Here is a 25,478-nt window from a genome sequence, read left to right as displayed (position 1 = left end):
TGTTCAGTTCAGTTGAACTGCTAGGATCGGGCCATGAGCGTGGACAGCGTCAAGCAGCCCCCCAGCGGCCCCCGGGCCGAACTCAAGCGGCAGGCCATCGTCCGGGCGGCCCGCGAACTCTTCCTGCGGGACGGCTTCGGCGTCGGCATGGACGCCATCGCCGCCGAGGCGGGGGTGTCCAAGGTGACCGTCTACAACCACTTCGGCAGCAAGGAAGCGCTGTTCACCGCGGTCATCACCGAGGCACTCGACGAGCCCCTCGGCACCGCCTCAATGACGGCGCTCGAAGGCCTCGCCGAGACCGACGACCTGCGTACGGCACTCATCGACGCCGCCCGCACCTGGGTGAGCGCGGTCACCGGCAACCAGGACGTCATCGCCCTGCGCAACCTCGTCGCCGCCGAGCTGCACCGCTTCCCCGAGCTCGGGCAGGCATGGAAGGGCCACGGACCCGAGGGCCACCACCCCGCGATCGCGGGCGCGCTGCGCGCACTCGCCGACCAGGGCCGCCTGGTGATCCCCGACCTGGAGGTCGCGATCATCCAGCTGTACGCGCTCCTGATCTTCCCGCACCTGGTCTTCGGCGCCTACGGAACCCACATCGACGACGACCTCACCGACCGCCTTGTCACGGGCGGCGTGGACATGTTCCTGAGCCGCTACGGCGCTCAGGTGTATTGATCACGAGCGCGGGCACCTCCATGCCTCACCCGGGCGGTGACCAGCACGCGATGCCGTGCGGTGATCCCAGGTCGCGTTCGCCGGAGTGTCACCCCGGTTGTGCGGCGCGCGGCCGGATCGTCGGCAGGCGGTAACTGCCGTCGGTCACCGCCTCGTTGGGCGTATAGAGGCGGATCATCGGACGGAATCCACCCTCCGGCGCCGGAAGCCAGTTCGCCGCCTCGATCGGGTCGGACGGACGCTCCCTGCCGATACGGATCGTCAGCGAGCCGTCGTCGGCGTACACCAGACCCGGTGTGCGGTCCCCGATCGAGTAGCGGCCGATCGGGTTGTCGACGAGGTACTGGTCCGGGGTGTCGTACATGGTCATCGACCAGAACGACCCGACCGGTGGCGGCTGTTCGAAGCGCACGGTGTACGACGTGGCGCCCGTGAGCGGCCTGCCTTCCGCGTCCGTGGAGGTGGACGCGGACACCGCCTCGTAGCCGTGGCTGCCCCACAGGGCGGTGCTCGCCGCGACCGCGCGGGTCAGGTACGAGGCCTCGCGGTCGTCGATGCGCCACTGCATGGAGTCGATCGTGCCGATGCCGAGGTGGTCGAGGTTGTAGTCGAAGAGGTGGGGGCTCATCTCCCATTCGCCCGGCCGCACCTGAGCTTCCGAGGACTGGGCCTCCGAGGACTGAGCTTGCGAGGGCTGAGCTTCGGGGGACTGAGCTTCCGAGGACGCCGCCTTGGACGCGCTCTCGATGCGCTCCTTGCCCGCGGCCAGCCCCTCCCTGAGCGCCCGTACAAGCGCGGGTTCCGCGTTCACGTACGGCGAAGGGCCCTCCTCCAGGAGACCCAGCGGCTGGAAACGGTCCTGGTACGCCTGGTCCGCCGCGGACGGCGGGAAGTCCGCCATCCATACCCGCAGCCGCTCGAAGAAGCGCAGCTCGTCGGGCACATCGGGGTCGACGGCGGGCAACCCGGTCCGGTGTTCGGCCCCATCCTGCGGCGTCAGTACGAGACCCTGCTGGATCGCCGCAACACGCGGCATGTCGTCCGGGCCGTCGCACGCGTTGCGGCCGACGAGCGTGACAACGGACGTCGGGGCGTCGATCACGCCGGTCACGTCGTCCGGTTCGCTGCCCGGCCAGCCGGGCGGCGCGATCAGCCAGCGGCTCTTCGCCGTGCCGGTCGAGCGGCTGCCGAGGTACGCGAAGTTGTTGGTCCACGCGTCGACGAACTGCAGCACGCAGTACGCCCCGCCGGTGTCCGGCACATCGAGCAGCAGCGGCCCGCCGGAGAGGTCGAGCTGTGCGACCGAGTACACCGTGTCGTTGTTGACGGACAGGAAGTGGTCGTCGGGAGAGGCCAGTCGGCCGGCGTGCGAGAAGTGGTTGAAGGGGGCGGGGCCCAGGGTGCCGAAGCCCTTGTGCAGGGCGGCATCGACCGCCGACAGGCCGGAGACCAGCGGGTAGCCGTACACAAAGGCATCGGCTGCCGACTCAGCGGTTGGGTTCTGCCCAGACATGTTTCGAGGATCCGGTCCGGGGGCCGTACGGGCGACCTGGGCCGAGCCGGACGGGTGACCGGTACCCCCGGCCGGTTCAGTGCGGGGCCGGGGGCGGGCATCGGTGCTCGGATGCGCACATCGACTCCCGAGCGAGGCAGACAGACATGATCAACGGCGCCCACGTCATCCTCTACAGCACCGCCGCCGACGCGGACCGGTCCTTCATCCGCGACGTCCTCGGCTTTCCCGGGGTGGACTCGGGCGGCGGCTGGCTGATCTTCAAGCTGCCGCCGGCCGAGGTCGCCGTACACCCCACGGGCGGGCGCCCCAAGCACGAGTTCTACCTGATGTGCGACGACATCGAGCAGACGCTCGCGGACCTCGCCCAGCGCGGGGCGGAGATCTCAGGACCCGTGCGCGACCAGGGCTGGGGGCTGCTCGCCGCCGTAAGGCTGCCGAGCGGGACCGAGCTGCCGCTGTACGAGCCCAAGCACCCGGTGGCGTACGACCTCGGCTGAGGCGCCGGAGACGTACGCCGGTCAGGCCCGCGCCGGTCAGGCCCGCGCCGGTCAGGCCCGCGCGAGTTTCGCCGCGCCGAAGGAGACGTCGAAACGGTCGCACCAGATGGTCAGGCTGGTGAGGGCGCCCAGGTCGGCGTCGGCGGGCAGGGCGTAATTCTGGTCGCCCTTGTTGCCCTTGAGCTTGCCGAGGCTGACGTACTTGCCGTCGTCGAAGACGTGCCAGCCGGCCTTGCCCTCCTTCACCGGCGCGTCCGTGAGCCAGACGCGCAGGTCGGGACCGTTGCTGGTGTCGAGGTTCTCCAGGCGGAGGGTGCGGGTGCCGTCGGGGTGCTGGAGGATTTTCGCCGTGCCGCTGGTGGCGTGTTCGTGGCTGATCAGGGTGCCGGAGGCGAGTGTGCGCAGGGCGGGCGGGGCGGTGGAGGGCTTCTCCGGCGCGGCCTCGTCCGAGGGTTTCGAAGAGGGTTCCGAAACGGGGGCCGCCACGGGGAGTTCGTCCTTCACCGTCTCGTCCTGCCACAGCTTCCACGGCTGGAACCAGTACAGGCCCACGCCGACCGCCAGCATTCCGACGAGCAGCACCCCGATGACCACCGGCTTGCCGAGTATGTGTCTCATGCGCTCATTCAACGCCAGAAAGGGTGCGTCGACCTCGCCCGATCCGATGACGGAAGTCTTACGGCACTAGTCCGGTAGAGGGGACTTCTCCGGCGTACGGGTATAAACCGGCGCGTCCGTGGGACGAGAGGCACGCGTCCGTGGGACGAGAGGCACATGCGTGTCTCTCGCTTCGTCCCGCGCGCGGTGCGCCAGGGCGCGCTCATGGCGCTGCTGGTGCTCACCGCCGTCTTCGCCATGGTGCTGGGGGCGGGCGGCGGTTTCGGCGCGGTCTCGGCACCCGAGGGACGCCCTGTCTCCGCCGCCGAGAGCGGCAACGGGGCAGGGGCGGAGGGCCAGCCGTCGGACGCCGCCGACAGTGAGGCGCGGCCGGGGGCCGGCGAGAGCGCGAGGGGCCGGAGCCGGAAGGGGCACGCGGCCGGCCCGGTGGTCCCGTACCGGAGTACGCGCACGCCAAACCCGTCCCCGCCCGAGCGGCCCTTGCCGCATCCGGCGACGGCACTCGGATCTTCGACCGTCCGGTGCGTGGTTCTGCGCTGCTGAGGGGGGCTTCGGCCAAACGCTCAACCACCCTCCACCGTAAGGAAGTCCGACATGCCCATCGACCCGTACGCCGCAGTGAACGCCATGATCCGCGCCGAGGTAGCCCGCTCGTCCGACGAGCACGACTACGACCACGAGCAGCGCGACCACGAGCAGAGCGAGGGCGGCGAATGCCGCAGCACAGGCGATGACAAGGCGGCTGCTCAACGCCCCTGATAGCTTCTACATCGTTGTAGAGGTAGACCAGCCGGCACCGACACAGACGGAGTTGAAGTCCTCATGGCCCTGTGGGATCGCATCAAGGAGTCCGCCCAGACGATGCAAACCCAGCTGGAGGCGAAGAAGAACGACCTGAAGAGCGGCTCGTTCCGCGACGCGAGCATGGCGATGTGCGCACTCGTCGCCGCCGCCGACGGCTCCATCGACCCGGCCGAGCGCCAGCGGGTGGCCCAACTCATCGCCACCAACGAGGTACTGAAGAACTTCCCTGCCGACGACCTCCAGCGTCGCTTCGACGACTACCTGAACAAGCTCACCACCGACTTCGCCTTCGGCAAGGTGAGCGTGCTCCAGGAGGTCGCCAAGGCGAAGAAGAAGCCCGCCGAGGCTCGCGCCGTCATCCAGATCGGCATCGTCATCGGCGGCGCCGACGGCGACTTCGACAAGGACGAGCAGGCCCTCGTACGGGAGGCGTGCTTCACACTCGACCTGCCGCCGCACGAGTTCGACCTGTAGCACCGAGGGCACCGAGCGACGCATCACCGAAGGCGGCGGCGCCCCGGCCAGACGGCCGGGGTAGCCGCCGCCTTCTTTGGCAGCACAACCCACCGTCGGCTGGGAGCGTCAATGCGTGGCGGTGGCAGAGGGGACGATGTCCCGCCAGGCGGCACGGCGGCGTGGTGCCGGTACCGGTGTGGCGTGGTCGGTGCGGCAAGGGGCGCATTGCGTTTCGTCGGCCACGGGGCGGAAGGCGTGATCCGGACCTGGGCCTGCGCAGGTGATCAGAGGGCTCGGGATGCGGGACGGGGGCAGTTCGTCGTACGAGACGCGCGGCTTCGGGGGCGCCGGGGCCGGGAGCTTGGTGGTGAGGCGGTGCCGGAGGAAGCCCACCGCCGACTGGATGCCTCCGGCGGGCAGGCCTGCGGTGAGGGCGCGGCACAGCTCGGCGGAGGTGATTCCCCGGCGCAGCCATTCCGCGGCGGCGGTGGCAAGGGTGCGGGCCTCGCGGGGGCCGAGGTACAGGTCGCGGTGCTGGTGGCGCAACCCGAGCAGTACGCGTTCCGCCTCGACGAGTTCGGATGCCGTGTCGGCGTCACCCACTTCGGCCACCTCGGCCGCCTCGGCGTCTTTGGGTGGGGGATGGGGAGTGTTCTTCTCTCCCGTCTTACGTTCCGTAGGAGAGCCACCGACCATCGGACGCTTCGGTGCTCCGGCGGTCGGAGACTGCGTACTCGGCGGGATCCCGTGCCGGATGCGCGACGCCTCCTCGCTCGTGAGGGTGACGTTCGCGAGGAGCTGATCGGTGAACCAGCGTCCGCCCGTGCCTTGTTCACGCCAGTGGTGGAAGAACCCGCAGGCCAGGAGGAGTTCCTTGGCTCGCTGGTAGGCACGGCCGGTGATGTTCAGCTTGGCCGCGTGCTCGCTGAGGGATTTGGACGCCTCGCTCTGTGGAAGGCCCTGCACGTAGATGAGCAGGAGTTTCGCTTCCGGGGTCAGGCGCGGATGCCGGACGAGGTCGTTGGAAACCTTCGTGAAGCGGCTGGTGGGCGCGTTAACATGGCGCATCATCCCGGGGGCTCCTTGTCGTAAGCCTCGGTGGTGAAGGCCCTCGGATTGGTGTTGGTAGCACCGCCGGGGGCCGCTCCGCGCGACAAGATGTACGCAGAGAGTGATTACGCGATCACGGTACCGCACCAACTACGCTCCGTGCGCACAGCTTTGGGGATCGCGACGATCAGCCCCGCGGCCGGACGAGGCACACCTACGCTACGCCCGACTCTCAGGCCGATCCGCTGGTCTTCGACCTTTGGCGGGTGGCAGTCTGGTGGGCGTCTGCACCCGCGTCTTGTGATCGGAACGAGACACCCCAAGGGTCCCCATGCCCAGGCGTGCAAGTGTCCTCTTCCACACACAAGGGGCTAAGGACTCCCTACGGACCACGGGGCGGCGCCGTCCGTCCCCACCCACCAAACCCGCCGCCCGGCAACGACGAGCAGCCACTCCCCGGGCCTTGGCCGGGGCCCCGCCCCCAGGGGCCGCCCCCGTAAAGAACCAGCGGTGGAGGGGCGGGTGTCAAGGGTGGCCCGAAGGGTCATCGCGCAGCGACGCGACCGCAGGGAGCGCCCTTTACACCCGCCCCGGAGCCGCGAAACTTGCGCAATGGGCGGCCCCACACCAGAAGCAACCAACGCCCCCGCCCACGCCCGCGCCCCAGACAAGCTCCGCACGACTCAGTTCAGAGACTTCTCGATCGCGTCGAAGATGTCCGCGTCGGTCTCCTTCTGCCAGTCGGGCAGTTCCCGCCAGTCCGCCACGTATCCGGGCTTCGGGTCCTCGAAGTGCTTGTACATCTGCGCGGTCCAGCAGGTCGCGACGAACCGGCCCTTCTGCTCACGCGACAGCCGCGACGCATGTCCACCACTCAGATCGAGGAACTGGTGAACCTGCTGATACACAGCCCCAGCGGCTCGACGCTCCCACTCGGGAGTGTCCTCCCAAGAAGTGACGTAGCTCGACTTCGGTTCGCCGGGGAAGTGCTCCTGCACACCGGCGATCCACGCCTCCCGGAACACCCGTGCGCCCTCGATCTGCGACATGCCTACCCCTCTTCGTCACGTCCCGCTCAGTGCGCCGATCTCTGCCCCCAGCTCGGCTACGCGGCCGTCGCGGATCAAGGGGCCGAACTCAGCTCGTAGCGTTTGGAGTCTACGGGCGACATAGCCGGAGGAGGATTCTCGCGCGAGTTCCAGAGCCTCGCGCCCGAAGGCAAGGAGCTGGTCAGGATCGCGGCGCTTTGCTCCGATGGCGGCCAGATCCGCAAGGACGGCTCCTCGTCGGCGCAGCGACTGCCCCTGGGACAAGGCGCCTTGATCCAATGCTGTCCTCAGCGCTCTCTCGGCGAGATCGAGACGGCCGAGCTGTACGTAACGGGCTCCTCGCTCCTCCGCCAGTCGCGAACCGTCGAACCTCAGCCAGCCGCCGGTGTGGCCGAGGCCGACCAGATGCGTGACCTTCTCCGCCTCATCAAGTGCACGCTCGCAGGCTGCCAAGTCGCCCAGTCCGGCATGGGCTTCGGCCTGCACGGAAGCAACCCAATGCCGCGTCGACAGCGAGCTGTCCCCCCGTCTGGCGACCCTTTCGGCCGCCGACAACAGATCTGCGGCTTCCCTGAAACGGCGCTCGTACACGTCGACGTACGCGTGCCGGACGAGCGCACAAGCCCACAGATCGAATGCACCGGCCTCCTTGCTCGCTGAAGCCGCGAGGGCGTAGGAGACGGCGGCGTCCGTGTAGCGGTTGCTGTCGAAGGCGAGTTCCCCGGCGAGTTGGAAGAGGTCGGCCGCTGCGCCGCACAGAGGCTGCACTTCGGCGTCGGATCGGCCGGTGAGAGTTCTGGTCAGCGTGGTGAGTTGTTCCTGCACGATGGGGAGCACCGACCCCTTGGAGCGTGCGAGCTGGTACACCTGCCACAGGTGCCCGTTCATCCGCAAGAAGTCCGATGCGGTCCCTCGACCGGTCCCGTCGCCCAGTGCTTCGGCCTCGTCGGCGGGCAGCGCCGCGAATGCGCCGGTTACCGCTATCGCACGCAGGAATTCGCGTCGGATCATGTCCTCGGTATCCCTCGGGCCGTAGTCGTGGCTGGGTGGCGACCCTGCGGACTCCTGGGCTGAGGTTTGTGACTGCGCCACCAGGGCGTCCAGTTCGGCAAGGTCCACTTGCATCACCTCGGCGAGCTTCGGCCGTAACGGCGGCTGAGGTGAGTTCTTTCCGCTCTCCCAGCGGCCGACCGTTGTGCGGTCCACTCCGAGCGCCTGGGCGAACGTTTCTTGACTGTAGCCCAGCACCTTTCGCCGCTCAGCAAGCCCCACGCGCGGCTCCCTCCTCGACACGGCCCGCCGTACGGGGACCGTGCACCCCGTGCACCGGATGTGCCTCAAGACTGCCGCATCGATGCCGTGGAGTGCTGGCCCTCATGACGGTTCCCTTGAAGGTGTCAGCAATACCGAGACGGTCGACGGCACGAGGGGTGCAGGCAATGGAGACGCAGAGCATCAGAGCACCTGAGCACGAGCGGCCGCCGATCGACATGGGGAACGGTCCGGCTCCGGCTCCGGCTGTTGAGCACGGGCCGTTGCCCACCAGGGAGGCACGGCCGGTCAACGGGTGTGCCGTATGCGCGAGCCTGGCCAGGCAGCGAGCTGAGGGGAAGCTGGCTCGTAACGGCTTACTCGTGGCGACAAGCAATGCGGAGATCAGGGCACATGCCGAGGGCGGCCACTCAAGATGAGAACCAGCGATCTCGGCGCGGAGAAGCGCACGTTAATGACGATCCAGGTGTCCTGGAACTCTGGAAGGACGTGGGTGCAATTGTCGTCCGTCCGTGAGGGTGACCCAGTGCAGATCCTGACCGGCTCGATCAGGTACCCGGCATGCCAGTGCCCGCATTGCGCTGGTCGGCGCATGATGGCGCCCCGGTCGCTGAAGCCTGCGCCGAGAGTCGTGCGGTCATCGTGAAGCGGCCGTGGATCTTGCCTCCGGCTCCCCTGCACGGCGAGTCGCAGCGCCCTCTCGTCATCGCGGACAGCTTGCCTCGGCCGCCGGTCAACTGTCTGACCTTGGACCTGATGCCCCATGAGATCCAGGTCGATGACTGGGTTCCTTTCAGCGACCGCAGGGGGCGTCCGATCGTCGACATGCGCGCCGTGGGCCCCGGCCAGCGTCACCGCCGGCTGTCCTTCGCAGATGTGCGGCCGCTCACGGTCACAGGCCGCGTGCGGATCTACCGCGACTGGGCACGCGCTGCTGCGGCCTGGGGGCGCGTATGAGGTCTTACGCCACGCGGTCTGCTGGTTAGCGGGCCGATACGTCGGTCCGTTCCTGGCCTGCGCGGCCACTCAATGACCACCGCATCAACAGCCACAACACGAGGGAGCAGTCATGGGATGGGGAACCGGCAAAGGCGGCGGCGGTGGCGACGGAAAACACTCGGGCGGCAAGGACCCAGGCACCTCCAAGCCGTCGCCGGACACGGCGAAGCCGAAGCCTGAACCGAAGCACGGAAAGTAGCGAGGACTCGATGACGAAGAGCATGGGAGCGGCTGAGGAGATCGCCCTGCGGGGTCTGCTCGGCGCCCTCAACAACACCTTGCCCTCGCCCCTGTCGCCCGAATGGGAGCGCACCTTGTGGGCGGTGCCCCGGCATGCGTTCTTGCCCGAGCAGGTCTGGGTGGGTGAGGACCTGACGGCCTGCACCCGCACGGCAGCGCCGGAAAACTGGCTCCGCACGGCGTATGCGGACGATCCCGTGGTGACTCAGATCAACGACGGTAAAGACCCCGGCGACGGCGAACGCTGGCCTTCCTCGTCGGCGTCAGCCCCGTCCATCGTCCTCCGCATGCTCAACATGCTCGATGTGGAGCACGGTCACCAGGTGTTGGAGATCGGGACGGGCACCGGATGGAACGCCGGTCTCCTCGCTCACCGGCTCGGGGCGCAGAACGTGACCACCGTCGAGGTGGATCCGGTTCTGGCCCTGCAAGCCGCACAAAACCTGAAGAACTCAGGCCTGGAGCCGAGGGTGATCGGTGGCGACGGCGCAGCCGGTCACGCTGCCGGGGCTCCGTACGACCGGATCATTGCCACGTGCTCGGTCCGGGAGGTGCCTCGCGCGTGGCTGGAGCAAACGCGGCCCGGTGGGGTGATCTTGACTCCGTGGGAGACGCCCTGGTTCTGCTACGGCCTGCTGCGGCTCGTCGTGGACAGTACGGGAACGGCGTCGGGGCGTTTCTCCCCGCATTCGGCGTTCATGCTGATGCGGAACCAGCGCATGGACCTGCGGATCTTCCGTGACGTCGTCCGGGAAGAGCACGTACCGGACGAGTCGCTCACGCAGCTGTCACCGTGGGCGGTGACGGGGGATGGCTGGGCCGCCCAATTCGCCATCGGTCTCCAGCTCCGCGACGTCTGGCGCACCTGGCACGACAACCCCAACGTCGACGGCACGGCGTCCCGTCTGTGGCTTGCCACCACCGACGCCACCTCTTGGGCAGCCGTCGACTGGGACGGGCAGACCGAAGAGCGGTTCACAGTGTGGGAGTACGGGCCTCGGCGGCTGTGGAGCGAGGTGGAAGCGGCGTACAAGTGGTGGCGGAGCGTTGGTGGACCCGGTCCGGAATGCTTCGGCATGACAGTGAGAGCTGACGGCGCTCACACCCCATGGCTCACTTCGCCCAGCCAGCCGGTGCCTGCCATGGGGTGATCACCTTGGGGGAGCCTGTCACCGACTACGGAGCGCTGACGACCCGGATGGATCTAGGCGCCCTCGAAACCCGCGATAAGCAGCGTTCTGATCCTTCCGTTCGACTCGCAAGGAAACGCCACCCCGCGCCATACTTTTGCGCCAGGGTTCGAGGCCGCTGACCTGCATAGATAATGGGAAGACCGTGAAATCCGCCACCTGTCGCCAGGCGTCGCAATGCCCCAAGCGCCATGTCGTAGGAGTCGATCCTGACGCCGCGAAGCGCTATGTCGGGGAGGCCCTCGGTACAGTGGGAACCGCAGTCAGAGCCTCGCGCAAAGTGGGGTATCCGTGAGGTCTCAGCGCTGTAGACAGCCTCCGACACTGACGTGCGGAGCACAGGAACTCCCGCGCAAAACACGAAGGTCTGGCTCCGGCAGCATCCGAAGCCAGACCCTCGTGCGCGGGACTGTTGTGAGCCCGGCCGACTACTCAGCGGTCGGGCTCACTTCCGCCCAACCCATCGTCCGGAGGCATCCTCAGCACGGCTATTCCTCTAGCTCACGAACTGGTCAACAGTGCCCACGATGGCAGTGACCGCAGTAACGGTGATTGTCGCCAACTGCAGCCAGTCTCGCGGCTGCCTGCACTGTCGACGCTTCCCAGGCTTCCTTGGTCGCACCATTCGGTTCAGAACCCCATCTCTAGTCATTCCCGACGCGTCGGGAGCCTCGCTCATGCTGAGCAGGCGTCTAGGTAGGACAGAGCCGAACTCTCCAAAACGTATCGTGCGCCATGCCGAGCAGCGGAGCTTCGCCAGCGTTCGCCAGCCCTCGCTTAATGAAGTACCACCCTCATTCTTAAGAAGATCAGACCTCGGGAGAGCCGGGCCCACGGCTCCGATGGCCGACTGGGGGCCACGAGCTCGCCGCACACACTGGTCAACAGCGGGACACCGGCGATCCAGGGTGAGACAGAATGAACGCAGTAGGGGCGTCTCCCAGTGGGAGACGCCCCTACTGACCTACCTTGCGGGGGCGCGTCGTCGTCGGGCGCGGCGACGACGCGCCCCGACTCACTTGCGGTTGTAGAGCCGCATCGTGACCGTGCCGAAGACCAGCAGCAGTGCCGCCGACCAGCCGAGTGACCAGGCGATGTCTGCCGTCGGCCAGTTTCCGGCCATCAATTCGCGGACCGCCGTGGACACATGGGTCACCGGGCTGTTGTTGACGAACGCCTGGAGCCAGCCCGGCATCGTCTTCGGGTCGACGAAGACGTTGCTCAGGAACGTCAGCGGGAAGATCACCATCATGCTGACGCCCATCACCGACTTCTCTGTGCGCAGCAGCAGTCCGAACATCGTCCAGACCCAGGAGAACGAGAACGAGAAGACCATCAGCAGCGCCACTCCGGCGAGGATCCCGACCACTCCGCCGTCCGCGCGGTAGCCGATGATCATGCCGACCGACAGCATCACGGCGGACGCGATCAGGTAGCGGATCACATCGCCGAGCAGGTAGCCGACCATTGGCGCCGGGCGCCAGATCGGGAGCGTGCGGAAGCGGTCGAAGACACCTTTGGTGATGTCGTTGTTGACCGCGACGCCCGTGTACATCGTGATCATCACGATGCTCATGGTGAGGATGCCGGGCAGCAGGAACTGGATGTACTCGTCCACCGATCCGGCCAGTGCCCCTCCGAAGAGGTATGCGTACATCAGCACCATCATGATCGGGAACGCGGTCACGTCGAAGAGCTGCTCGGGCACGTGCTTGATCTTGAGCATGGCCCGCCAGCCGAAGGTGAGTGAGGCGGAGAGCGCGCTCGGGCGCGGCGGGCGGTCCTTGCTCAGGAGCAGCGCGGCCAGTTCCTCGGCCTTCGGCGCTTCCAGGGCCAGTTGGTCGAGGCCCTTGCCCTTGTCCGTTGTGGTTACCGTGCTCACGCCGTCGCCCCCTCCATGTCCTTGTCCTTCTGATCAGGCCTTTTGTCCGTCAGGGCGAGGAAGACCTCGTCCAGACTGGGCTGGCCCAGCGCGAAGTTGTCCACGGTGATCCCGGACCTGGCGAGCTCGGACAGTGCCCGTGCCGCCTGTTCCGCCGCGCCCAGGTCGCTCGCGTGCCCGTTGACCGTGGCGGTCAGGGCGACCGGGTCGGGGTCCAGCTGGACGGTGGCGTTCAGGGAGCGCGTCAGCACCTTCTCGGCCTCCGGCCGCTGTGCGGCATCGCGCAGGCGCAGGTGTACGGAGCCGGAGCCGACCGACGCCTTGAGCTCGCCCTTCGTACCCTCGGCGATGACCTTGCCGTGGTCGATCACTGCGATACGGGACGCCAAGTGGTCGGCCTCGTCCAGGTATTGCGTGGTCAGCAGCACCGTCGTGCCCTGCGCCACGACCGCCCTGATGATGTCCCACACCTGGTTGCGGCTGCGCGGGTCGAGGCCGGTCGTCGGCTCGTCGAGGAAGAGCAGGTCGGGCGTATTGAGGATGCTCGCGGCGATGTCGATACGCCGCCTCATGCCGCCGGAGAAGTTCTTGACCTGGCGGTCGGCCGCATCCGCGAGCCCGAAGGCCTCCAGGAGCTGGGCCGACCTGGCGCGGGCGGCGGGCTTGGAGTGGCCGAGCAGGCGGCCGAGGAGGACCAGGTTCTCCGTACCTGTGAGGTCCTCGTCGACGGACGCGTACTGGCCGGTGAGGCTGACCCTCGACCGTACGGCGTCGGCCTCGCGCACCACGTCCTTGCCGAAGACGTGGGCCTGGCCGCCGTCCGGCCGCAGCAGGGTGGCGAGCATCCGCACGGCGGTCGTCTTGCCCGCGCCGTTCGGTCCGAGCAGGCCGTAGACCGTGCCGGCGGGCACGGCCAGATCTATACCGTCCACGGCCCGGTTCTGGCCGAACACTTTCACCAGGCCCGACGTCTCGATGGCTAGGTCCGGGCCGCGTTGTGCACTCATTCTTCCGCCCCTCCGGGGTCGAGGTTGACCGTCCGAATGTCGACCGTGTCGACCTTCCGAGTATTGACCGTCCCGGACTCCGGAAGTCATCGGTGCTCGACTGCCCAGTTACTCAGCTGCCCGGCTGACCCTGCTGACCCGGCTACTCGCGCGTGTAGAAGATGTAGAAGGTCACGAGCATCATCGCGGAGCCGAGCACAGCCCCCAGGGCCGAAGCCTTGAGGACGCTGGCGTGGCTCAGGCTGATGAGGAAACCCGTCGCGACACCGAAGAGGCTTCCGTAGGCGGCGGCCCGCAGCTCGCGCACCAGCCGGGCCTGGGAGCGTCCGAGAAGGAAGCACAGTCCCGCCAGGACCACGCCGCAGACCACTCCGAGCAGGATGTTCCCGCCGGTCAGGGGCTCGTGGTCGCGGTCGGCGAAGGCCACGTAGATTCCGTACAGCAGACCGAGAGTCACCGGTACGACGCCTTGGACCCGGTGCGCCGGCCGGACCGGACGAGTCGGCTGGGCCCGCCTTTGCCGCCGGAACCGCCCGGTCGGCATCGCAGCATGTGAAGACATGAAGAGCTCCTTCCGCCGCACGCGCCCCGCCCACCCCACCAGGGCACACCCCTGGGTGGTGTTCGGCAAGTGGATCAAGTGGATCAAGCAGATCATGCGGATGAAGTGGATCAGGCGGATCACGTGGATCCAGCCGTGCCCCGTACGGGCGTGCGGCTGAGCCAGGTGCAGCAGCTTCGCTGGCGCCCGCCCCGCGCCCGCCGTTCCTTGGAGGGATGCGCAGCTACCTCTCGGCGGCACTGCTCGTCCTCGTGGCGGTCCTCGTCCCGCTGAGCGCGCTCGCCGTCTGGACCGGCCGCGAGGTCGGGAACACCGACCGTTATGTGCCGATGGTGGCGCCGCTCGCCTCCCACGTGGACGTACGCAGCGCTGTCGCCGACCGGATCACCGCCGAGATCACGAAGGAGATCGACCTCGGTCCGCTCCAGGGGAGCGCCACCGAGCTCCTCGACGAAGCCGTCCTTTCCTTCACCGGTACGCCCGCCTTCCGGAACGCCTGGGACACGGTCAACCGGGCCACCCACCGGGCCGTACTCCACTCGCTGGAGAACGGCAGCGGCAGCAGCGGCGCGGTGACGCTCGATCTCGCCCCCGTTGCCCAGCAGGTCAAGGGGCAGCTGACCGACGACGGCGTCCCGCTCGCCGACCTGATCCCCGTACGGCGCGCGTTGGTCACGGTGCTGGAGTCCGACAACCTCGGTGCCTGGCGCGACGCCTTCCGGCTGCTCCGGGCCGCCGGGACCTGGCTCCCGGCCGCGACCCTGGTGGCGGCGGCCGCCGCCCTCCTGGTGGCCGTACGGCGACTCCGCGCGCTCACCCTCGTCGGCGCGGCGCTGGCCGCAGGCGCAGTCCTGCTCGCCGTCACGGTCGTCGTCGCGCGCAGCGTGGCGCTCGCCGGCCTGCCCCCGGACATGGACCGCGCGGCGGCCGGTGCGGTCTACGACGCGCTGACCGGCTCGCTGCGTACGACGGCGTGGGTGGTGCTGAGCGTGGGGCTCGGGCTGGTGCCGGTGGTGTCGGCGGGGCTCACGGGGGTGTTCCGGGCGACGACGACGCGACCTCGGCGAGCACCCCTAGGGCGTACGACAGCACCTCCGCCGGCGGGGACGCCAGGGCGACCCTGATCGCGTCCGGGGCGGTGTGCGGGGGTACGGCGAAGGCCGAGCCGGGCGTGACCGCGACGCCCCGGGCCGCTGCCGCCGCGACGAAGGTGTCCGTACGCCAGCGGGCGGGCAGCTCCCACCAGCAGTAGTACGCGCGGGGGTCGGTACGGATACGGAAGCCGCCGAGGTGGCGCCGGACGAGGCGATGGCGGGCGGCGGCGTCGGCGCGCTTGGCGGCGGCGACCGTAGCGGCCGTGCCGTCGGTGATCCAGCGGGTGGCGGCCTCCAGGTTGAAGCGGCCCGCGGTCCATGCGCCGGAGCGCAGGGCGTCCGCGACGGCGGGGGTGTGCGCGGCCGGGGCGGCGAGGAAGCCGACGGTCAGGCCGGGGGCGAGGCGCTTGGAGAGGCTGTCGACGAGGACCGTGCGGTGGGGCGCGTGGGCGGCGAGGGGGGCGGGCGCGTCGGGCGCGAGGAAGGCCCAGGTGGTGTCCTCGACGGCGCCGATGCCCAAGTCGCCGACGACTGCGGCCAGTTCAGCCCTGTGCGCCTCGTCCATCGTCACCGACGTCGGATTGTGCAGGGTCGGCTGTACGTACACGGCGCCGAGCGGCGCGCTCCGGTGGGCGGCGCGCAGCGCGTCGGGGGACAGCCCACCGCCGACGGCGCCCGCGATCGGCACCAGGGTCACGCCGAGCCGCTCCGCCACGGCCTTGACCAGCGGATACGTGAGCGTGTCCACGCCGAGCCGCCCCCCGGGGCGTACGAACGAGGCGATGGCGGCGGCGATGGCCTGCCGCCCGTTGCCCGCGAAGAGCAACTGCCCGGCATCCGGCCGCCAGCCTCCCCGGGCCAGCAGCGACACGGCGGCTTCCCGCGCCTCGGGGGTGCCGTCGGCGGCGGCGGGGCGGGTGGCGGCGCCGAGGACATCGGGGCGCAGGAGGGCGCCGAGTGCGCGGGCCATGAGCTCCGACTGGCCTTCGGACACGGGGTAGTTGAGCTCCAGGTTCACGGAGGGGGCGTTCACCGAGGGGGCGCCGTTCAGGGAAGGGGCGTCGTTCGGGGAAGGGGCGTCCGTCCGTGCCTCCTCCGCGAGCGCGTGGCCGGGCGACGGCGGGGCGGCCCGTACGAACGTTCCGCGACCGACCTCGCCCACCGCGAGGCCGCGCCGCACCAGTTCGCCGTACACCCGGATCGCGGTGGAGTTCGCGATCCGGCGACTGCGGGCGAAGGCGCGCTGGGTGGGGAGCCGGTCGCCGGGCCGGAGCCGTCCGGCGGCGATCTCGGCGGCCACTTGATCGGCCACGCGTCGGAAGTCGTCCACCACTGCGCGCTCCTCCCCGCTTCCCCACATTGCACCGAGAGCAAAGAGCCTATTGCACCGAGCAGTTGTGCGCATCTAGCCTCCTGAGCATGGCTACGGCACACGTCAACGGCATCACCATCGGCTACACCGACGAGGGACCCGGAACTGGGACTGGGACTGGGACTGGGACTGGGACTGGGACTGGGACTGGGACTGGGACTGGGACTGGGACTGGGACTGGGACTGGGACTGGGACTGGGACTGGGACTGGGACTGGGACTGGGACCGACACGGCCACCAGCAACCCCAACCCCCCTCTCGTCCTCATCCACGGCCACCCCTTCGACCGCACCATGTGGGCCCCGCAGATTGCCGCCTTCTCCCCCACCCACCGCGTAATCGCCCCCGACCTGCGCGGCTACGGCGAGACCGACGTGACCCCCGGCATCGCCCCGCTCCCGGCCTTCGCCGCCGACATCGCCTCCCTGCTCGACCACCTGGGCATCGAGCGCGCCGTACTCGGCGGCCTCTCCATGGGCGGCCAGATCGTCATGGAGTGCTACAGCCGCTTCCCCGGGCGCATCGCGGGCCTGATCCTGGCCGACACCTTCCCCGCCGCCGAGACGGAGGCCGGAAAGCTGTCGCGCAACGCCGCCGCCGACCGCCTTCTCCGGGAGGGCATGAAGGGTTACGCCGACGAGGTGCGGGACAAGATGGTCGCCCCGTACAACACCCACGCATCGGCCCACGTCCACCGCATGATGACCGCCGCCTCCCCGGAGGGCGCGGCAGCCGCCCTGCGCGGCCGGGCCGAACGCCCCGACTACCGCGGCCTGCTCACCCGCATCACCGTGCCGACGCTGGTCGCGGTGGGCCGCGAGGACACGTACACACCGGTCGCGGACGCGGAAGCGATGCACGCCGCGATCCCCGGATCGACGCTCGCCGTCATCGAGTCGTCGGCCCACCTCCCCAACCTGGAACGCCCGGCCGACTTCAACGCGGCGCTGCGGGCCCACCTGGCCCGCGTCCCCCGCGACGCCAAGGGCACCTGATCACGACACACGCTGACTCGCCACGCGACAACCAACCGCCGCCCCACGCCGTCTCTGAGAGAAGATGCGGTTCAAGCGCCATGCGCGTCATAGGCGCGTTATTGGCACGTCATTGGCGCCGGGGTCGGCGCCCATTGGCGTCAAGCAGGCTGACGGGGAGGCCGTTCCTTGGGGAGTGCCAGAGCCACGCCGACGGCGACCGGCCCGTCCGCGTCGCCTCCGCCCCCGTACGGCCGCCGCCCCGCCTGGCGGCGGCTCCTCGCGTGGGCGGACGGGCTCGGCCTCGCCGGCCTCAGCGTCGTCGTCGGCTGCCGCGTCCTCGACGTCGACGGCCGTACGCCGGTCCCCCAGCTCCTCGCGTTTCTGCCCTGGCTGCTCGTACCGGCCGGCCTGGGGCTCGTCCTCGCCCTCGTCGCCCGCTGGCGCATCGGCACGGCCTGGGCCGCCGCCCTGATCGCCGCCACCAGCTGGTACGCCCAGCCGTACGGGCCGGGCACCGCCGGTGCCGAAGGGCACCTGATCGCCCCCGTCCGCGTCCTCACCGCCAACGTCGAATTCGGTGGCGGGACAGAGGACTTGATCGCCGCGATCCGGCGCGAGAAGCCCGATTTGATCTTCGTCCAGGAGTGCGAGTACGACTGCTCGGCGGCCCTCGGCGCCCAAGGGCCGGACGCGATGTACCCGTATCGGAAAGCCGTCGAGGCGAGCGGCGCCGCGGGGTCCGCCATCCTCAGCAAGTACCCGCTGCGGCCCGCGTCCGGCATCGACGGCACGTTCGCCATGCCGGGCGCCGTCGCGCTGGTGCACGACCGTCCCGTACGCATCCAGCTCGTGCATCCGCAGCCGCCCGTCCCCGGCCATATCCCCGACTGGCGCACCGAGCTGGGCGCGATCCGTGACTACGCCGCCCGGGGCAAGGACCGGCCGACGCTCGTGGCGGGCGACTTCAACTCCTCCCAGGACCATGCCGTTTTCCGGCGCGTCCTGGACGCGGGCGGCCTGCGGGACACGGCGGCCCTCGGCGGGGCGTTCCGTACGCCGTCCTGGCCCGCCGACATCGACGGTATCGGCGCCCAGATCGACCATGTGCTGGCGTCCGACGACTTCGCCGTACGGTCGGCCCGCTTCCTCACGCTCAGAAACACCGACCACCGGGCGCTGCTCGTCGAGCTGGAGCTGCACAGCGGCTAGAGGTGTGTTGCGCTGGAGTGACGGTGACGGTGACGGTGGCGACGACGGTGACAGTGACGGTGACGTTCCGAGGCGGTGGAGGCGGCCATGGAAGACGCCAACCAGGACATACTCGACAACATCACCGCTCTGGTCGGCGAGGAGCGGGAGCTGCGCGAGCGCTCCACCCGCCGGATGGGACTCAGCGACAGCGAGCGCGCCCGGCTGAAAGCCGTGGAGGTCCGGCTGGACCAGTGCTGGGACCTGCTGCGCCGGCGGCGCGCGAAGACGGAGTACGGCGAGGACCCGGGCGAGGCGCGGGTGCGTCCGGCCGACGAGGTCGAGAACTACCAGAGCTGACCCGACCGCACACCTGACCGCAAACTTTGTCCACAGGCTGTGGACAACAATTCCCCGGGACCAGGAGCGAGGCACCATGAAAGCCACGACGTGGGACGACACACCTGTCGCGATGGAAGGCGGCGGCGTGGAACTGCGCCTGCGGGACATCGGCGGAGACATGGCCGTCGCATTCGTGCGGCTGCCCGAGGGCACGGACATGGGACCTGCCCTGAAGGGTCTTCCCGAGGACAGCTGCCAGTGTCCGCACTGGGGGTACGTACTCAAGGGCCGGGTGAAGATGCGGACACAGGACGGCGAATCGGTCTACTCCGCCGGGGACGCCTACTACTGGTCGCCCGGTCACGTCCCGGAAGCGCTCGAAGACGTCGAGTTCGTCGAATTCGCGCCGATGGAGGAGTTCAACAAGGTCCTCGACCACATCAAGGCACAGATGAGCTGACGAAGCCCCCGGCCCCGGTCCGGCGGACCAGGGACTCCGTCAACAACAGGCCCTACTACTCGCCGGATCAGTCCAATGGAGCCCCTCCGGCGATTGAGGAGCGGGGTCTGGGGCGGAGCCCCCACGCGCCGGCAGCCGCAAATGTCATAGCCGGGAAAGGGGCGGGTGAGGGGAAAGAAAAGCCTCCACCCCAACCCACCTAAAACAGCGGCAACTGCCCAGGAAACGGCGCCACTTCATACCCGTCCAGCGTCCGCTGCGAAGCCGCCCGCGGTGCCGTCCGCTTCGAGCCCGCGCAGAGGGTCAGCTCCGTAGACGCCCTCGTGCGCGGGTCGTGGCGCACGAACTTGCCCGCCACGACCGCGACCTCACGGCCGCACATCGGGCAGGGACGGCGCGGCGAGATCGATGGCATGCGCTCACTCTGCCACCGCCTCAGCCCGGCCCCGCCCCCGGCCTCGGCCCCTGCAGCCGCTCCATCTCCCGCCGGTCCCGCTTCGTCGGACGCCCCGCGCCCCGGTCACGCACCGCGACCGGTGCGACGAACTCGCGCGGCGGAGGCGGCGGACTCTTGTCCACGTAGCACTCGGCCGCCGCCGGAGCCCCCACCCGCTTGCGGATGATCCGCGAGACGACCACGATCCGCTCGCGCCCCGCGTGGAACAGCCGTACCTCGTCGCCCGCCTTGAGCGCGTGCGCCGGCTTGACCCGTTCCCCTCCCACCCGTACATGCCCCGCCTTGCAGGCCGCCGCAGCCTGCGCGCGGGTCTTGGTGAGGCGTACGGACCAGATCCAGACGTCGATCCGTACGGTCCCGGTCCCGGCCGTGGCCGTCCCTTCGCGCGTCCCCCCGCGTGTCCCCTCGTGTGCTGAAGCCATACCCCCGAGGGTAGAACGTGCCGCCGCTCCACGCCCGCCTTACTATGCGCACGTTCTTCCCGTACGGAGTGACCACCTCCGGACCGGGAATCGTCTCTGATTGTCGCCAAATGTCGTGCCACACAAGGGGAGTCGGGGGCTCCAATTGTGTGCGGCACACCTCCGGAAGCAGTTGAGAAACAGGCATGAACAACAACTCCGGCAGAGGGCTCCAGCCCAATGTCCTCGGCACCTTCGAAACGATCGTGATGGCCGTGGCGGGCAGCGCCCCCGCCTACTCGCTCGCCGCCACCACCGCTGTTCTCGTCGGCGCCGTCGGCCTGGCCGGCCCGGCCGCCCTCCTCTACTGCGCGATACCCATGCTCGGCATCGTCCTGGCCTTCGGCCGCCTCGGCCGTATCGACGTCAATGCGGGCGCCACCTACTCCTGGGTCGGCCGCACCCTGCACCCCTTCCTCGGCTTCATCAGCGGCTGGGCCCTCGTCGTCGCCGCGACGATCTTCATGGTCGCCGGATCGCTTCCCGCGGGTCAGATGACGCTTTCCCTCTTCGACCCGGACCTCGCGTCGAACACCGCGCTCGCCACCGCCGCCGGCGCCGGATGGTTCCTGCTGATGCTCGGCGTCGTGCTCGGCGGCGCACGGCTCTCCGCCCGCGCCCAGCTGATCATCTCCGGCGTCGAGCTCGCGATCCTCGTCCTCTTCGCGTTCGGCGCGCTCCTCCACAAGGGCGCCGCGACCACCTTCGACTGGTCCTGGCTCGGCTTCAGCCACTTCGACGGCTTCTCCGGCTTCGCCGCCGGCACGCTGATCGCCGCGTTCTACTACTGGGGCTGGGACGTCACCAGCAACCTCAGCGAAGAGACCCGCAACAGCCGCAGGACCGCCGGACTCGCCTCGCTCGTCGGCGTCGGCGTCGTCTTCCTGCTCTTCGTCGTCTTCACGATCGCCGTCAATGTCATCCTCACCAGCAAGCAGATCTCGGCGCACGACACGAACGTGCTGGCCCTCCTCGGCAGTGCGATCTGGCCCGGTGTCGGCGGCAAGCTGATGGTCCTGGCCGTGGTGCTCTCCACCATCGCCACCCTCGAAACCACCCTGCTCCAGGTCACACGCTCACTCTTCGCGATGGGCCGCGACCGCACGATGCCGGCCGCACTCGGCGTCGTACACCGCCGCTGGAACACGCCCTGGGTGGCGATCGCCGTCGTCGGTACGGTCGCGCTCCTCCTCTTCGTCGCCTCGAACGCGCTCGGCTCGACCGAGGAGATCATGGCCGACGCCCTCGCCGCGATCGGCCTCCAGACGACCCTCTATTACGGGCTGGCCGGCCTCGCCGCAGTCGTCGCGTACCGCAAGACGCTGCTGACCTCCGTCAAGGACTTCGTCCTCGGCGGCGCCTGGCCGCTGCTCGGCTCGCTCTTCATGTTCTGCGTCTTCGCCGCCTCCCTCACCGAGCTCAACGCGGCGGCCATCGCGATCGGCCTCGGCGGCCTGGCGGCCGGAATCTTCCCGATGCTCTGGTACTGGCGCCGCGGCAGCGCGTACTACAGCCCCGCCAGACTCGACGCCACCCAAGCCATCCACGTCGACGACGCGCACGTCAACTCCGGTTCGGAACGCAAGGATTACGCCGACGCCGGACTCCCCACCGACTTCTGAACCGACGTTTGAACCGACGGTTGAACCGACGTTTGAACCGACTTCTCACCGCACTCTGAGCAGGAGACGCTCCGATGGCTGTACGCCGCCGCTTCTCATCGTCCGGCTCCGAGCCCGACTTCGACCCGGACTTCGGCGACCGCCCGCTGACCGAGGCCCGCCATGACATCGTTATCGGCCGCTGGCAGGGCGTGCGCGATCTGCTGCACGCGACGGGCGACAACTGGCCCCTGCGCACGCACCGCCTGCGCCTCCTCTCGCACGTGGCCGCGGGCAGCACGGTGGCGGAGGCCTGGCGGGCCGCCGAGTCGGACAATCCGGACGCGGCGGTGCTACGGGCCGCGACCGAGGTCGTACGTGTCTTCAACCAGGCCATCGACGCGGGCCGCGGCGCCGGCGTCGACCGCGCCCGTATCGACGTTGCCGTCATGGCCTGCCTGAGCGCGGCGGACGCGCGCCCCGCCGACCCGATGCCGTGGGTGTCACTGCTGACCGTGGCTCGGCTGTACGGGGAGGGGGTGGGGCGGGCCGAACTGCGGGACTGGTGGGAGGAGTTGCGACGCCGCGACCCGTACAACATCGAGGCCCATGTGCAGCTCCTGCGCTACCACTCGGCGCGCTGGCACGGCACGCACGGCCGTATGTACGACTTCGCCCGCGACGCGGCGGGCGCGGCCCCGGCCGGGTCGCCGCTGCCGGTGCTGGTGCAGATCGCGCGGGTGGAGGAGTACCGGTACGTCGCCGCGGCGGCGCGCGGACGCCCGGTGCGCGGCTTCGACCAGCACTGGCACCACGAACTCGCGGTGACGGAGGTGCGCCGGACGCGGGAGCGCTGGCTGGGCGGCCGCACACCGGGCAGCCCCGTCGCCCCCGAGGAGGTCGGCGAGCTCAACTACCTTGCCCATGCCGCCTGTTACGCGGGCCTGCCGGACGAGGCGCGGGAGGTCTTCACGCTGCTGGGCCGGCGGGCGGCGCGGGTTCCGTGGTCGTACACGGGGGATGCGGCGGAACAGTTCAAGAGGTGGCGCCGGCAGACGGGCGCCACCTCTTGATGACCTGCTGAAGGACAGCTGGGATCAGACGCCGATGTTGCGGCCGTCCTTGCGGTAGACCGCGACGACCGACGGGCGCACGAGCTTGCCCGGTCCGTCCGGCCACGCCGACGCCGGCTTCTCGACGGACGCGCCGTCGATCTCGCCCGGGTGCTGCACCGCGACGAGCACCCGGCGGTCCTGGACGATCGGGCCGCAGGTCTCCGCGCCCTTCGGCACCGTCAGGAACTGCTTCAGCTCACCGCGCCGCTCGCCCCGCGTCGCCACGCCGAACAGGCCGTCGTGCGAGCCGAGCTGGTTGCCGTCCGTCGAGATCCACAGGTTGCCGTGCGGGTCGAACGCGACATTGTCCGGGCAGGAGATGGGGCTGACCTTCTCCTTGGGGAAGCCCGCGAAGTACGTCGCCGGGTCCTCCGGGTCGCCCGCGACCAGGAAGAGCCGCCAGGCGAAGCCGTCCGAGGCGGGGTCGTCCCAGTGCTCGGCGAGCTCCAGGATCTGGCCGTGCTTGTTGAGGTTGCGCGGGTTGGCCTCGTCGGCGCCCGCCTTGCCGGGCTTGCCGCGGTCGGTGTTGTTCGTCAGCGCGACGTACACGCGTCCCGTGCGGGGGCTCGGCTCGACGTCCTCGGGGCGGTCCATCTTGGTGGCGCCGACCTTGTCCCCGGCCAGGCGGGTGAAGACGTACACCTCTTCGGCGGTCATGCCGGGGACGTGCGAGGTGGTGCCGGTGGCGAGCGGGATCCAGACGCCGCTGCCGTCGAACTCGCCGTCGTTCGGGAGCTTGCCGGTGCCGTCGATCTCGCCGGGGGAGTCGCCGGTGATCTTGGCGACGTACAGCGTGCCCTCGTCGAGGAGGGTCAGGTTGTGCTCGCGAGCGGCCCGCGAGCTGCCCTTCTTCATCCGCTTCGACGAGACGAACTTGTAGAAGTAGTCGAAGCGCTCGTCGTCGCCCATGTAGACGACCGGGCGGCCGTCAGCGGTCAGGCGGGGCTGCGCGGCCTCGTGCTTGAAGCGGCCGAGCGCGGTGTGCTTGCGCGGCACCGCGTCCGGGTCGTACGGGTCGAGCTCGACGACCCAGCCCTGGCGGTGCGGCTCGTTCGGCTCCTGCTTGACGTCGAAGCGCTTGTCGAACAGCTCCCACTTGCGCTCGGTGGCGCCGGTGGAGATGCCGTACCGCTTGTCGGTGGCGCTGGAGCCGTTGGCGAAGTACTGGTTGAAGTTCTCCTCGCCGTGCAGGGTCGTGCCCCACGGGGTGGTGCCGCCGGCGCAGTTGTTGAGCGTGCCGAGGACCTTGGTGCCGGTCGGGTCGGCGGACGTCTTGAGCAGCGCGCTGCCCGCGGCGGGGCCCGTCAGCTTGAACTCGGACGTCGCGGTGAGGCGGCGGTTCAGGTGGTGGCAGGTGACCGGCGTGAGCTTGCCGGACTTGCGCTCCTCCTGGACGACCACGACGGACAGGCCGTGCGCGGCCCAGGCGATCTCGACCTGCTCGCGGGTCGGCTTGGCCGGGTCGTATCCCTTGAACATCAGGATTTCGTCCGTGTACTCGTGGTTGGCGACGAGTACCTGGCGGCCGTGCTCGCTGTGCAGCGGGAGCAGGGAGAGGAAGTCGTTGTTGTAGCCGAACTGGCCGGCCTGCGCCTTGGCGGTCTGGTTGTCCGCGTCGAAGGCGGGCGCCCCGCGCAGGATCGGTTCGCCCCAGCGGATGACGACGTTCTGCGCGTAGCCGTCGGGGACGGTCACGGCGTCGGTGGTGTTGGGCGCGACGGCGGCGAAGCGCAGCCCGCGGGCGGAGGTGGAGGTCGCGCCGGCCTGGGGCCTGCTGCGGAGGTCGGCTTCGGCGGCCACGGCCTTCGGGGCTCCGGGGCCGGCGACTGCCGCGGTGCCGGCGGCAGCGGCGACGGTCACGACGGCGGCGGCGCGCATCATCGAGCGTCTTGACAGCGCGCCGGCTATGACGTCGCCGACGTACTCGTTGTCGCTGGTGTTCGGGACCTCCTGGAAGCAGGCGTCTCCGCAGCGGTAACGACAGGTCAGCGCGGAGCGCCCACCCGAGTGCGGCGAGTTGAGCAGCGGCAGCAGATTGCGCACGGACCCCTCCAAAGGTGCTGTACGGGCTGTTTCTCGGCGCGCCCTGCGCCGACATCGTGTCGGAATGTGTACGGGCGAGACGTTAGGGGCGTACGCCCGCGATCCGGCGGACAATGGGTTAACGCGGGGTGAATGCGCGAGGGCCGAGCGGGAGTTGACCGGCCAGTTAGGCTCCACATCCATGCGCGACGCTGCGAACGACGTGGACCCACCGGACCCCCTCCCTCCCAACTCCCTCACAGTGGATCTGCGCGGCGTGCCGCTCGACTCACTGGACGACTTCTGGGACGCGGTGGCCGGGCCGTGCGGGCTGCCCGAGTGGTTCGGCCGGAATCTGGACGCCTGGTGGGACACGATCGAGTCGCGTGGCGTCTCGGAAGTGATCGACGCACATGCCATGTTGGTGGTACGCGCTGACGCGGCCGGTATCTTCGCGCCGGGGCGCCCTGAGGGGGCGCATCTGGCATCGGTGTTCGCCGACGCGAGCCGCGCGCGCCTGGAACTGGCGCGGCACGCCTGACCCTCCCGAAGATCAGCGGGAGCGG

26 protein-coding genes and 1 pseudogene are annotated in these 25,478 nt (G+C 69.5%); 16 read left to right on the top strand and 11 right to left on the bottom strand.

The window, feature by feature from the left end; genetic code table 11:
- Window positions 1–33 precede the first annotated feature (33 nt).
- Window positions 34–681, top strand: a complete 648-nt coding sequence (locus tag PXH83_RS15180; RefSeq protein ID WP_274560751.1) for a TetR/AcrR family transcriptional regulator — start codon at window positions 34–36, stop codon at window positions 679–681.
- Between the two features lie 88 nt (window positions 682–769).
- Here PXH83_RS15180 and PXH83_RS15175 read toward each other — a convergent pair whose 3' ends face one another.
- Entirely contained in the window at window positions 770–2,194 is a 1,425-nt protein-coding gene (locus PXH83_RS15175; protein ID WP_274560750.1) for a DUF1254 domain-containing protein, read from the bottom strand.
- A gap of 146 nt (window positions 2,195–2,340) precedes the next feature.
- On the opposite strand from PXH83_RS15175, the gene PXH83_RS15170 reads away from it, so the two are divergent.
- A complete protein-coding gene (locus tag PXH83_RS15170; RefSeq protein WP_274560749.1) occupies window positions 2,341–2,694 on the top strand; it encodes a VOC family protein in 354 nt (117 codons plus the stop codon).
- A 51-nt stretch (window positions 2,695–2,745) separates the two neighbouring features.
- On the opposite strand, the gene PXH83_RS15165 is transcribed toward PXH83_RS15170, so the two are convergent.
- Window positions 2,746–3,312 carry a DM13 domain-containing protein gene (locus PXH83_RS15165; protein ID WP_274560748.1) on the bottom strand — a complete coding sequence of 189 codons (567 nt, stop codon included), beginning with the start codon at window positions 3,310–3,312 and terminating at the stop codon, window positions 2,746–2,748.
- Window positions 3,313–3,468: 156 nt separating this feature from the next.
- Here PXH83_RS15165 and PXH83_RS15160 point away from each other — a divergent pair, with 156 nt between their 5' ends.
- The 3 genes from PXH83_RS15160 (at window position 3,469) to PXH83_RS15150 (ending at window position 4,590) form a co-directional block, all read left to right on the top strand.
- Window positions 3,469–3,855, top strand: a complete 387-nt coding sequence (locus PXH83_RS15160; RefSeq protein WP_274560747.1) for a hypothetical protein — start codon at window positions 3,469–3,471, stop codon at window positions 3,853–3,855.
- 51 nt (window positions 3,856–3,906) lie between these two features.
- Window positions 3,907–4,071: a hypothetical protein gene (locus PXH83_RS15155; protein WP_274560746.1), complete on the top strand. Its 165-nt coding sequence runs from the start codon at window positions 3,907–3,909 to the stop codon at window positions 4,069–4,071.
- 63 nt (window positions 4,072–4,134) lie between these two features.
- A complete protein-coding gene (locus PXH83_RS15150) occupies window positions 4,135–4,590 on the top strand; it encodes a tellurite resistance TerB family protein (RefSeq protein ID WP_214920587.1) in 456 nt (151 codons plus the stop codon).
- A gap of 108 nt (window positions 4,591–4,698) precedes the next feature.
- Here the strand turns inward: PXH83_RS15150 and PXH83_RS15145 are convergent, their stop codons facing one another.
- The 3 genes from PXH83_RS15145 to PXH83_RS15135 all read right to left on the bottom strand — a co-directional run bounded on the left by PXH83_RS15145 (window position 4,699) and on the right by PXH83_RS15135 (window position 7,943).
- On the bottom strand, window positions 4,699–5,643 hold the full coding sequence (locus PXH83_RS15145) for a hypothetical protein (protein WP_274560745.1): 945 nt from the start codon (window positions 5,641–5,643) through the stop codon (window positions 4,699–4,701).
- A gap of 662 nt (window positions 5,644–6,305) precedes the next feature.
- On the bottom strand, window positions 6,306–6,671 hold the full coding sequence (locus PXH83_RS15140) for a hypothetical protein (protein ID WP_274560744.1): 366 nt from the start codon (window positions 6,669–6,671) through the stop codon (window positions 6,306–6,308).
- Between the two features lie 15 nt (window positions 6,672–6,686).
- Window positions 6,687–7,943, bottom strand: a complete 1,257-nt coding sequence (locus PXH83_RS15135; protein ID WP_274560743.1) for an NsdA family TPR-like regulatory protein — start codon at window positions 7,941–7,943, stop codon at window positions 6,687–6,689.
- Window positions 7,944–8,699: 756 nt separating this feature from the next.
- On the opposite strand from PXH83_RS15135, the gene PXH83_RS15130 reads away from it, so the two are divergent.
- A complete protein-coding gene (locus PXH83_RS15130; RefSeq protein ID WP_274560742.1) occupies window positions 8,700–8,900 on the top strand; it encodes a hypothetical protein in 201 nt (66 codons plus the stop codon).
- 251 nt (window positions 8,901–9,151) lie between these two features.
- Window positions 9,152–10,333, top strand: a complete 1,182-nt coding sequence (locus PXH83_RS15125) for a methyltransferase domain-containing protein (protein ID WP_274560741.1) — start codon at window positions 9,152–9,154, stop codon at window positions 10,331–10,333.
- Window positions 10,334–11,387: 1,054 nt separating this feature from the next.
- On the opposite strand, the gene PXH83_RS15120 is transcribed toward PXH83_RS15125, so the two are convergent.
- From PXH83_RS15120 to PXH83_RS15110, 3 genes are all read right to left on the bottom strand, one after another.
- The gene (locus PXH83_RS15120; protein ID WP_420803224.1) at window positions 11,388–12,209 is read right to left on the bottom strand and encodes an ABC transporter permease; all 822 of its coding nucleotides are present in this window, start codon (window positions 12,207–12,209) and stop codon (window positions 11,388–11,390) included.
- 41 nt (window positions 12,210–12,250) lie between these two features.
- Entirely contained in the window at window positions 12,251–13,261 is a 1,011-nt protein-coding gene (locus PXH83_RS15115; protein ID WP_274560739.1) for an ATP-binding cassette domain-containing protein, read from the bottom strand.
- A gap of 142 nt (window positions 13,262–13,403) precedes the next feature.
- Window positions 13,404–13,823: a hypothetical protein gene (locus tag PXH83_RS15110; RefSeq protein WP_274560738.1), complete on the bottom strand. Its 420-nt coding sequence runs from the start codon at window positions 13,821–13,823 to the stop codon at window positions 13,404–13,406.
- Here PXH83_RS15110 and PXH83_RS15105 point away from each other — a divergent pair.
- Both PXH83_RS15105 and PXH83_RS15100 read left to right on the top strand, forming a co-directional pair.
- Entirely contained in the window at window positions 13,822–13,983 is a 162-nt protein-coding gene (locus PXH83_RS15105; protein WP_274560737.1) for a hypothetical protein, read from the top strand. The two genes, PXH83_RS15110 and PXH83_RS15105, sit on opposite strands and share 2 nt — an antisense overlap.
- Window positions 13,984–14,038: 55 nt before the next feature.
- Window positions 14,039–14,947 (top strand): hypothetical protein, encoded by a 909-nt coding sequence (locus tag PXH83_RS15100; RefSeq protein ID WP_274560736.1) that lies wholly within the window; start codon window positions 14,039–14,041, stop codon window positions 14,945–14,947.
- Here PXH83_RS15100 and PXH83_RS15095 read toward each other — a convergent pair.
- A complete protein-coding gene (locus PXH83_RS15095) occupies window positions 14,850–16,247 on the bottom strand; it encodes an aminotransferase-like domain-containing protein (protein ID WP_274560735.1) in 1,398 nt (465 codons plus the stop codon). The two genes, PXH83_RS15100 and PXH83_RS15095, sit on opposite strands and share 98 nt — an antisense overlap.
- A 287-nt stretch (window positions 16,248–16,534) precedes the next feature.
- On the opposite strand from PXH83_RS15095, the pseudogene PXH83_RS15090 reads away from it, so the two are divergent.
- The 4 genes and pseudogenes from PXH83_RS15090 to PXH83_RS15075 form a co-directional block, all read left to right on the top strand.
- Window positions 16,535–17,284, top strand: a pseudogene (locus PXH83_RS15090) (alpha/beta fold hydrolase); the annotation flags it as partial.
- A gap of 168 nt (window positions 17,285–17,452) precedes the next feature.
- Window positions 17,453–18,475, top strand: coding sequence for an endonuclease/exonuclease/phosphatase family protein (locus tag PXH83_RS15085; protein ID WP_274560734.1), 1,023 nt, complete (start codon window positions 17,453–17,455; stop codon window positions 18,473–18,475).
- Window positions 18,476–18,562: 87 nt separating this feature from the next.
- Window positions 18,563–18,814 (top strand): DUF2630 family protein, encoded by a 252-nt coding sequence (locus tag PXH83_RS15080; RefSeq protein ID WP_274560733.1) that lies wholly within the window; start codon window positions 18,563–18,565, stop codon window positions 18,812–18,814.
- A 76-nt stretch (window positions 18,815–18,890) separates the two neighbouring features.
- Window positions 18,891–19,256: a cupin domain-containing protein gene (locus tag PXH83_RS15075; RefSeq protein WP_274560732.1), complete on the top strand. Its 366-nt coding sequence runs from the start codon at window positions 18,891–18,893 to the stop codon at window positions 19,254–19,256.
- 435 nt (window positions 19,257–19,691) lie between these two features.
- Here the strand turns inward: PXH83_RS15075 and PXH83_RS15065 are convergent, their stop codons facing one another.
- Entirely contained in the window at window positions 19,692–20,135 is a 444-nt protein-coding gene (locus tag PXH83_RS15065) for an RNA-binding S4 domain-containing protein (protein ID WP_274560730.1), read from the bottom strand.
- A gap of 185 nt (window positions 20,136–20,320) precedes the next feature.
- On the opposite strand from PXH83_RS15065, the gene PXH83_RS15060 reads away from it, so the two are divergent.
- Both PXH83_RS15060 and PXH83_RS15055 read left to right on the top strand, forming a co-directional pair.
- A complete protein-coding gene (locus PXH83_RS15060) occupies window positions 20,321–21,796 on the top strand; it encodes an APC family permease (protein WP_274560729.1) in 1,476 nt (491 codons plus the stop codon).
- A 74-nt stretch (window positions 21,797–21,870) separates the two neighbouring features.
- Window positions 21,871–22,848, top strand: a complete 978-nt coding sequence (locus tag PXH83_RS15055; protein ID WP_274560728.1) for a hypothetical protein — start codon at window positions 21,871–21,873, stop codon at window positions 22,846–22,848.
- Between the two features lie 24 nt (window positions 22,849–22,872).
- Here PXH83_RS15055 and PXH83_RS15050 read toward each other — a convergent pair whose 3' ends face one another.
- Window positions 22,873–24,933, bottom strand: coding sequence for a PhoX family protein (locus tag PXH83_RS15050; RefSeq protein WP_274560727.1), 2,061 nt, complete (start codon window positions 24,931–24,933; stop codon window positions 22,873–22,875).
- Window positions 24,934–25,114: 181 nt separating this feature from the next.
- Here PXH83_RS15050 and PXH83_RS15045 point away from each other — a divergent pair, with 181 nt between their 5' ends.
- Entirely contained in the window at window positions 25,115–25,453 is a 339-nt protein-coding gene (locus PXH83_RS15045; protein ID WP_274560726.1) for a barstar family protein, read from the top strand.
- The last annotated feature ends 25 nt before the right edge of the window (window positions 25,454–25,478 follow it).

Source organism: Streptomyces spiramyceticus (genome assembly GCF_028807635.1).
Classification (GTDB): Bacteria; Actinomycetota; Actinomycetes; order Streptomycetales; family Streptomycetaceae; genus Streptomyces; species Streptomyces spiramyceticus.
This window is presented reverse-complemented; position numbering and strand designations above follow the sequence as displayed.